6 protein-coding genes and 1 pseudogene are annotated in these 8,239 nt (G+C 63.0%); 2 read left to right on the top strand and 5 right to left on the bottom strand.

What is annotated here, in order from left to right:
* Window positions 1-76: 76 nt before the first annotated feature.
* From JKG68_RS32965 to JKG68_RS17625, 4 genes and pseudogenes are all read right to left on the bottom strand, one after another.
* Window positions 77-848: pseudogene (locus tag JKG68_RS32965) on the bottom strand (metallophosphoesterase); the annotation flags it as partial.
* Window positions 849-1,106: 258 nt separating this feature from the next.
* The gene (locus tag JKG68_RS17635) at window positions 1,107-3,707 is read right to left on the bottom strand and encodes an HWE histidine kinase domain-containing protein (RefSeq protein ID WP_202062160.1); all 2,601 of its coding nucleotides are present in this window, start codon (window positions 3,705-3,707) and stop codon (window positions 1,107-1,109) included.
* Between the two features lie 328 nt (window positions 3,708-4,035).
* Window positions 4,036-4,287 (bottom strand): hypothetical protein, encoded by a 252-nt coding sequence (locus tag JKG68_RS17630; protein ID WP_202062158.1) that lies wholly within the window; start codon window positions 4,285-4,287, stop codon window positions 4,036-4,038.
* Window positions 4,284-5,030, bottom strand: a complete 747-nt coding sequence (locus JKG68_RS17625) for a Crp/Fnr family transcriptional regulator (RefSeq protein ID WP_246515546.1) — start codon at window positions 5,028-5,030, stop codon at window positions 4,284-4,286. The genes JKG68_RS17630 and JKG68_RS17625 overlap by 4 nt, the downstream gene beginning before the upstream one ends.
* Window positions 5,031-5,348: 318 nt before the next feature.
* On the opposite strand from JKG68_RS17625, the gene JKG68_RS17620 reads away from it, so the two are divergent.
* The gene (locus JKG68_RS17620; RefSeq protein WP_202062156.1) at window positions 5,349-5,540 is read left to right on the top strand and encodes a hypothetical protein; all 192 of its coding nucleotides are present in this window, start codon (window positions 5,349-5,351) and stop codon (window positions 5,538-5,540) included.
* Window positions 5,541-5,584: 44 nt separating this feature from the next.
* On the opposite strand, the gene JKG68_RS17615 is transcribed toward JKG68_RS17620, so the two are convergent.
* Entirely contained in the window at window positions 5,585-5,752 is a 168-nt protein-coding gene (locus tag JKG68_RS17615) for a hypothetical protein (protein ID WP_202062154.1), read from the bottom strand.
* Window positions 5,753-6,385: 633 nt separating this feature from the next.
* Between JKG68_RS17615 and JKG68_RS17610 the strand changes: the two genes are divergently transcribed.
* The gene (locus tag JKG68_RS17610) at window positions 6,386-8,224 is read left to right on the top strand and encodes a mechanosensitive ion channel family protein (RefSeq protein ID WP_312890844.1); all 1,839 of its coding nucleotides are present in this window, start codon (window positions 6,386-6,388) and stop codon (window positions 8,222-8,224) included.
* Window positions 8,225-8,239: the final 15 nt, after the last annotated feature.

The following is an 8,239-nucleotide window of genomic DNA, read 5'->3' as shown; positions in this document are numbered from 1 at the left end:
CTCTCGTAAAACGGGTCTTCGGCATGGAGATCCTCCTGCTTCATACAGAGCTCTCCACTTTCTCGATGCAAGTCCAGTCGGTGACGCCGGCCAGCACCAGCTCACCGCCGCCGCGCTTCAAGACCACATGCTCGTTGGCGAGCACGCGCAGTCCCATGTCGGCGTAGTGACGGATCCACGCCTCGTAGTCGAAGAAGTACTCGTGGTTGCCGGGAATGACCCAGACGCCGTCCCTTGCATGTAGGCGGCCGAGCGGGCTCCACGTCGGCACGCCGCGCCTCGAGTGACCCGTCGATCAGATCGCCGGTCACCACGATCAGGTCTACGCCGAGCGTACTGGACCTCTCGACCACCGCTTGCGTCCACTCCTTGGGAAACAGGCGACTGATGTGAAGGTCGGTCAGTTGCAGCAGCGTATAGCCGTCGAACTGCGGCGCCAGACCAGGGATGGCGATTTCGACATCTTTGAGCGGCGGTACGCGCCTTGCCTGATACACGCCAAGCCCGGACAGCAGCATGGCCGCAATCGCAGCCGCGTAGCGCGCGCCGTGCGGTATGGCCCCGCCACCTCGCAGCAACCTCACCACCAGCCCGGTCACATCAAGCGCGATCTGCATCAGCGCCAGCAACAGGATAGCCCCGAACGCCCAGTTGAACAGAAACACCAAGCCGCGCGGGAACTCGGGCGAGAAGACGGAGCCTGACGAAAGGCGGCTCCAGAGATGGTATTGCGCCGCCACGAGCAGGATAATGGCGAGGGCAACCTTCGCGCCGGTTGCCCAGGGAAGCGGCAACACAAACCGCGCCAGAACATAGAGGCTCGGCAGCGAGAACATCAGGTGAAACATGGACATCCTTGGATTGAGGAGGCGCAGGACCGCATTGGTCGGTCGGCTTGAAGTCAGTCACCTAGACCCGGCAAGGGTCTGGGTACAGAGCCTCTCGCGCAGCACCCGAAGATCCGCCGCAGGTTGCGGGTCCAACGCTTGTGGCGGCCCAGGGTCACACCGGGAAATCCGATGCCGTTCAGGAAAATCGCGTTTACCCGTCTGAAGCAGACCTTCGGCCTCTCCCGAGCCCCGGCGTTCCAGTGGCAGTGGCAGAACTCAGCCCGTGATCAGGTGAACATCCTCAGGTACTGGCGCCTCGGTCACACCTGGCGCAGCCACTTCCTTTGGGAGCGTGATGGCGATCTCGCAGACAAGGCCTGATGCGGGGTACGAAACCTGCACCTCCCCGCCATGCTCACGTGTCAGGCTACGTTCGATCAGGCGGGAACCGAAGCCTTTGCGCAGGGGCGTGGATACGGTGGGGCCGCCACTCTCATGCCACGTCAACCTCAGGCGCGAGCCCTCCGGATCCTCGCCCACTCCCCAGATGATCGTCACTTTCCCGTCCAGCGCCGAGAGAGCCCCATATTTGACCGCGTTCGTCGACAGCTCATGCAAGGTCATTGCAAGCGACAGCGCAACCGACGGCGTGAGCCGGACCGGCGGCCCCTGCACCATGAACCGGGTCCGATCCCATGAACCGAATGGCGCGACGGCTTCGGTGACGATTTCCTGAAGGTCCCCTCCATCCCAGTTCTCACGCGTCAACACGTCGTGTGTTTTGGACAAGGCGAACAGGCGCGCCTCGAAGGTCTCGCGCGCATCCTCTTGCCGCCCGCTGCTGCGAAACGCTTGCGCCGCAATCGACTGCACCGTAGCCAGCGTGTTCTTCACCCGGTGGTTCAGCTCGTTGATGAGCAGCCGCCGCCGGGCATCCCCCCGCACACGCTCCAGCGCACCCCAGGTCCGTTCGGCCACCTCTTCGCATAGCTCCCGCTCGGATGCAGTCCAGCGCCGAGGCATGTCCTGATGCACGAACAGGAAGCCCCTGAACCGCCCGTCACGGACGAGAGGAACCGTAATCGACGCAATAGCCACGACAGCCTCGTAGGCCGCCCGGGCGCAGGCAACTCGCTCATCGGCACGGGCGTCATCGACAACAAACGTCCGGCCCGCCTTCAGCTCGGCAAAGGCATTCCCGAAGGAACTGGTGGGGTAGCGCTGGCGGTCGCCCTGAAGGCCATCACGACGCCAGGCTGCCAGAACCGTCGCCCAGGCCTCCCCCTCGTTGATCTCGCTGTAGCCCACGCAGGACCCCTTGAGCTGGGCCCCAAGGAGTTCCGCTACCGTCTGTAGAAGTTCACCTGGCTTGCCGATGTCGCGGATGCGGTCGACCAAGGTGAGGAGGAAGATCTCGCGGAGTTCCTGATCCTTGATCTCCGTGATGTCGAGGTTGGCCCCGACCATGCGGCGCGGGATCCCTGCCTCATCCGGCATTGTCTGTCCCCGGACAAGGATCCATCTCACGCGATCGTCAGGCTGGATAATCCGGAACTCGTCGGCGAAAGGCCCTGGCTGATCCTTCCAGCCTCTGGTTGTGTGGTCGGCCCCCTCACGGTCTTCCGGGTGCAGGATCCGCAACCAGGCGCCATAGGGATCAGCGGCGTCTTTCCCGGCGTCGAGGCCGAACAACTCGTACATCTGCCGTGACCAGGTGATGCGGTCGGAAGCAAAATCCCAATCCCACACGCCAATGCGGGCGGCGCTCTGAGCAATCAGCAACCGCTCCTCGCTCTCGCGCAGGGCCTTGGCGGCGTCCTCGCGCTCCTGCTCCCGGGAGGCAAGCTCGGACGCCATCGTGTTGAAGGTGGAGCCGAGCCTGGCCAGTTCGGAACCAGCGCCGGCAACAGAAGTTCGCGCGCTGAAGTCGCCAGCCTGGAGCCGCTCGGCCACGGACATGAGGGCGCTAATGGGCCGCTGAAGGAACGCCCGGCCGCCGAGCCAGGCTGCACCCATGGCAAGAGCGGCCGTGACTGCCATCAGCAACAGGTTGCGGCGGGTGGCTTCCCGGATTGGTGCCAGGACCACCTCTTGGGAGAGTCCAACGGCTACCCCGACGCCTTCGGGAACCTCGTTGATGGCGGTGAAGCCCAGGATCCGGGCGACGCTGTCTGCGGTGTTGGCGGCCTCGGACTTAAGCGTTCCCCCGCTCTGGGCACGGAGTTGGGGGTAGTGTGTGAGCGAGGTGCCGACACGATCCCGGTTCGGCAGGCGGACGAGAATGGTGCCGTTGCGGTCGACAATGGTGAGCGATGTCGCCGGCGGGAACTCCTTAGCCTTTTCGGCGAAGTAGTCACCGAGCCAGTCGAGGCGCAGGCCCGAGGCGATAACGCCGACGGGCCTTCCGCCGGCATCTTCGATCCGCTCAGCGAACGGGAGGATTGGCGCCGCACTGCCACGACCGACGGTGTATTCGCCGAGATAGCTGTTCGACGTGCCGAGGGCAGCCCGCAGGCTCGGGCTGGTGGCCGGATCAACGCGCACCTGGAGGCCGCAGGCGCCCTGCCCGTCTGCTCGGATGACGCCGAGGCGGGACAGGTAGGGATGGTCGTTGGCGAGTGCCGAGAGATAACGAGCGCATTCCGCCTCCCGCAGTTCCTGCAAAACCGGAGCCTTCGCGGCAGCGCCGAGGGTGCTGCGAACACCCGAGAAGATGCGGTCCAGCTCGCTGGAGACCAGCCTGGCATAGCGCAGGGCATCGGCCTCGATCCGAGCCTCGGCGGCTTGGCGCAACTGCCAGTCATTGTAGAGGACAAGCCCGAACGCGGGTGCCGCCGCGAAGGCCACGAGCAGGTACAAACGGGTCAGCAGACTCAAACGTGGGGCTCCCAGGGCACGGCGTGCGGTAGGGTGGAATGTAGGGGAGTCTGCCCGCCCAACCATCTTCGCCAGGAGGCGGGTCATGCTGACAGGCTTGGAGAATGCCGATAAACTTCATTCTCTACCTTCCTGCAAGGCCATGCCCGTCACCCAAGCCAATCATCCTGGCGAGATCCTGCGCGACAAATGGCGTCGGCAATGCCAGAGCCTCCTCGTAGCCGTGCCCCAGTCCCCTGCTCTGTCTGGTGCTGAGGCAAATACCCCGTCATGGGCCGCCGGGAGCAGGCGCCGTCCACTCCATCATTTATGGAACTGCTGAACAGTCTCAGGCAGGAGCCCTATGGGCAAGGCGCTGACTGATCCACTCCTGAGCCATGTCGAGGTTGGAGAAGAGCGGGTGGCTTCCTCCGTCCAGGCGGCCAAAGCCGGCTTCCAGGTACCACTGCCCCGGAGCCACCTCGTTCTGGTCCGCAAGGCGAACCAGAACGGCTACAAGCCGCTGCTCCTCGTCGAGGACCATCATGCCTTCTTCGTCAAAGCCCGTCGCAACGCGCATCGGCTGTAAGGTGAGGGTCATGCGGCGGCCTGATAATCCTCCAGGTGAAGGTAGGTCGGATCAAATTCACCTACCCGTTTCAACTTCTCCCAATCGGGAATGTTCAGCCGGTCGCCTTTTAGCTCGATCAGACCGTCGGCCCGCATCTGTTGGAGAACGCGGTTAACGTGAACCGTCGTGGCGCCGAGTGCATCGGCAAACTCGCTCTGGGTGATCGGCAGGTTACAGCTATGATCCTGTGTAAGGCCGACTGCTCCCAGGCGCGTCAGCAACTCGCACAGGACATGGGCCATCCTAGTGTAAGCTTCGCGCTGTCCGACATTCAAAACCCATTCGCGGAAGATCGATGCATCGATGAGGGTCTCGCGCCAGAAGGCTGATGCGATGCGGGGATAGCGGTCGCAGATATCGCGCAGAGCCTCATGGCGGATGAACCCCACTCTGCACGGGCTGATGGTGCTGATGCCGTTGTCCAGAACCCTGAGATGAAGGCTTTGCAGATCGGGAATATCGCCCGGCAGGTTGAAGGACACGATCTGGCGCTTGCCTTGCACAGTCATCTTGTAGGTGCAGGCGAAGCCGCTCAGGACCAGGCACGAGCGGGAGGGCCGGTCGCCCGCGCGCACGAGGTCCTGGTTCTCCTTGATGGCCACGACCTGCATCGGCAGGGTTTCGAGGGCCTGCCGCTCGTCATCCGTGAGGACGAAGATGCTCTCAAGCTTGCGGATCATCGGATTGTAATCAGGCTGAAAACTGTTGGCCAAGATGGCTTTTCCCTGTTTATTTAGGCGGGAGCGCGTATATCTCTCAGGTATCAGCGCCTAATGTTATTGGCTGACAATAAAGATGCTTATATCATCTTAATCAAGATCTGTTTTTTATTTATGTATGGCCCGTGAATGAACATGGGCTCTGATCCACGTTGCACCTCCGGTGTCTTTGCGTCTGCTGGCGAAGTCATAGGATTCCATTTCGCCGAAGCCGCAGTATGGAATGCTGAGCTCCGGCCATGACAGGGGGCTGTTGCCGTTCCGCCCTCGCATCTCATAAAAGGCTCCGCTTCATGAGAGGGATTGGGGACGATGAAAACCGCAGCCGAATATAGAAAGCACGCTGAAGAATGCCGGGCGCTCGCCAAGCAGGTGCCCGAGGGCGAGCATCGCGACCAGCTTCTGGAAATGGCCAAAACCTGGGACAACCTGGCCAGGGATCGGGAAAAGTTGGTCCATAACCATCCCGAACTCGATACCTCGAAAAAGCCGCCTAAGGCTTAGGCACGATGAAGAAGCTGCTCGATAGGACGAACCCTGAGCGGCTCTCAGGCGTGGCCCAGGACATGGTAGAGCAGCACAGCAAGAACCACGGCGCCTAGGACGGTCACCAAGAGCAGCGTGAGGCGGGCCGTTCTCCCGTACTGGGCCAGTTCGGCTTGTATCGCGTCCAGCTTCTGGCTCTTGGCAAGCTGGTCACGTTCTTGGGGCTTCACGGGTTTTCTTTCAGGTGAACCCAGCCTGTACCAGCCTGCCATCTAGGAATAAACTCGGCCAGATGGACTATCACCTCGTCAGCGTCATGCGTACACGTAAAAATCGACTGATCTTTTCGCAGAGGCGCCTTTACGGAACCTCGAGGCCGCTATGCGACGGCCTCGAGGGGGCAGCCAAGGAGGAGTGGGAGAGCGGGGGCACAATGGGTCTCGGCTGCGCTCGTCATTGTAAGAACGTGCCTGCCCCCATCAATCCGGAAGACCCCCCAGTTCGACCGGGACGATACCTGAGCAGGGGCTGGTAGATACCGGGCAACATGGCCATTAGGTCGGCAGCGTGCCCAAAGGCGAGCGGGCAGACCTTTCGCTGCCTCACCCTCTCAGGGTTTTCCCATAGGGATTTAGGGTCAAACCCGAATGGCGGGAGCCTTGCGGACGTCGGAAGATGGCGCGGGAACAAGCGCCGCGTCCTACCCATCGGACCGAGGGAAGTTGTATGGGGAATGCCTTTTCCATGCTCGACAACGACGACGGCATCATGAAGATATCCCTCGGGGCGGGAAGCACGGGAACGCCGGGAAAGAGGCTACGGCAATAGCCTTGCCTCAAGGGGGACAGTGAGCCTTGATTGAGGTGACGGAGGGCACGGGCATCGTCCTGGAGCGCCTGGACCGGATTGGCATCGCGCTGGAAGCCGGCCTGCGGAACAGGCTCCGGCACGTCGATGCCATCGGGGCAGAGGCGGATGCACTCCTTCAGGGTCTCGCGGCCGACGAGCACGCCTCGGGTTGGTACATCCTCATCATCATCGGAAGCGTTCTTGCTGCGGGCGTTGCCTTCCTTGGAGTCCGACGCCTCCTCGATCGAGGGGCCGTGCGGCCCGGCCGCTCCTCCCTCGTTCTCGATGCCGCAGCCGCGATCCTGGCCTTCGTGGTCGTTGCCGTGCTTATTAGGCTTTCCATCGGCGAGGGGACCGTTCGGCATGTCGCGAGGATCTGTGCCCTCGCCACCGTTCTCGGTCTTCTCGTCAGCCGCCTCATTGGCACCTTGCTGGCGCGTGACGGTGATCGGGCCCAGCCGCACCTCGCCTCATTCGCCAGGATCCTGTCCCTTGCCTTTGCATGGGGTATGGCCGGCTTGGCGACCCTGGCGACCCTGCGGGCCTGGAACGCCGGCCCCGGGCTTCGCGACATAACGGGCACGTTCATCGTGAGCGTCCCCATCACCGTGCTTCTCATCCTTGCGTACTGGCGCCACCGCAAGGCCGTGGCTATGGCGGTGGCCGGACCGGAGCCCGTATCCCGCGGGCGCAAGCGCTTCGCCTCCACGTGGCCGGGGCTGGCAATCATGGCCATCCTCGGTACCACAGCGGTTCTTCAGGTCGCCGCGACCATGGGGCATTCCATCCCCGGTGTGGCGATGCTTGGCACACTCCTGCTGGTCCTCGTCGCGCCCCATGTCGACAGTCGGATCGAGGCCAGGACCCAGCGCAAGGCCGCCGACCCGGCAACGTCCCTGCTGTCGGACACGCTCCGCCGGATGGCGCGTTTCTCCTTCGCGACCTTGGTGCTCGGTCTTCTCGGCTACCTCTGGGCCCTACCCGCCCTGACGGCTCTCGGATTCGACGTGACCTTGATCCGCGAGAGGACGGTCGAGATCACGGTCGTGGCGCTCGTCGGTGCTCTGCTGTGGAGTGCCACGGCGGCGGGCATCGAGCGCCTCGAGCGCAGGGACCATTCCTTGCCTGTATCATCGGACGAAGAGGACGGTCACGCCCCTCGCACGCGTCTCGAGACCCTCCTGCCGCTTCTCGGCGGCACCGCGAAGGTGACGATCCTCATCCTGTCGCTCCTAACCATTCTTGTCATCCTCAACGTGAACGTCTGGCCGCTGATCACGGGACTGGGCGTGTTCGGGCTTGCCATCGGCTTCGGCTCGCAGACGCTGGTGAAGGACATCGTGTCGGGCCTGTTCTTCCTGCTTGATGACGCCTTCCGTCTCGGCGAGTACATCGAGACATCCGGCGCCAAGGGAACGGTCGAGCGCATCTCGGTCCGCTCGGTCAGCCTGCGCCATCCACGCGGGGCGGTGGCGACCATCCCCTACGGCCAGATCGGCAAGATCCAGAACTACAGCCGGGACTGGGTCATCGAGAAGCTGGTGTTTCGGGTGGCGTTCGACACCGACGTCGAGAAGGTGCGCAAGCTGTTCAAGAGGATCGGTCAGGAGATCGCTGACAATCCGGAGCTGAACGCGGACCTGCTGGAGCCGTTCAAGAGCCAGGGCATCTTCTCCGTCGAGGACGGCACGCTCGTATTGAGGGGCAAATTCAAGGCTCGCGCCGGCCGCCAGTTCGCGATCCGCAAGGCGGTGCTGGCGGCGGTGCAACGGACGTTCCGTGACAACGGCATCGTGGCCGTTCCAAGGCCCTTACCCTTGCCGACAACGGACCAAGCCCGTACAGAACCATGATCTCCATGAATGGCA

This window comes from Microvirga aerilata, assembly GCF_016743775.1.
Taxonomy (GTDB): Bacteria; Pseudomonadota; Alphaproteobacteria; order Rhizobiales; family Beijerinckiaceae; genus Microvirga; species Microvirga aerilata.
The sequence above is the reverse complement of the archived record's forward strand: the minus strand, read 5'-3'. Positions and strand labels throughout refer to the sequence as shown.

Bases quoted from the DNA above. Each gene is read 5' to 3' on its own strand.
- JKG68_RS17630 (WP_202062158.1), bottom strand. From the start codon at position 4,287: ATGACCCTCACCTTACAGCCGATGCGCGTTGCGACGGGCTTTGACGAA.
- JKG68_RS17620 (WP_202062156.1), top strand. From the start codon at position 5,349: ATGAAAACCGCAGCCGAATATAGAAAGCACGCTGAAGAATGCCGGGCG.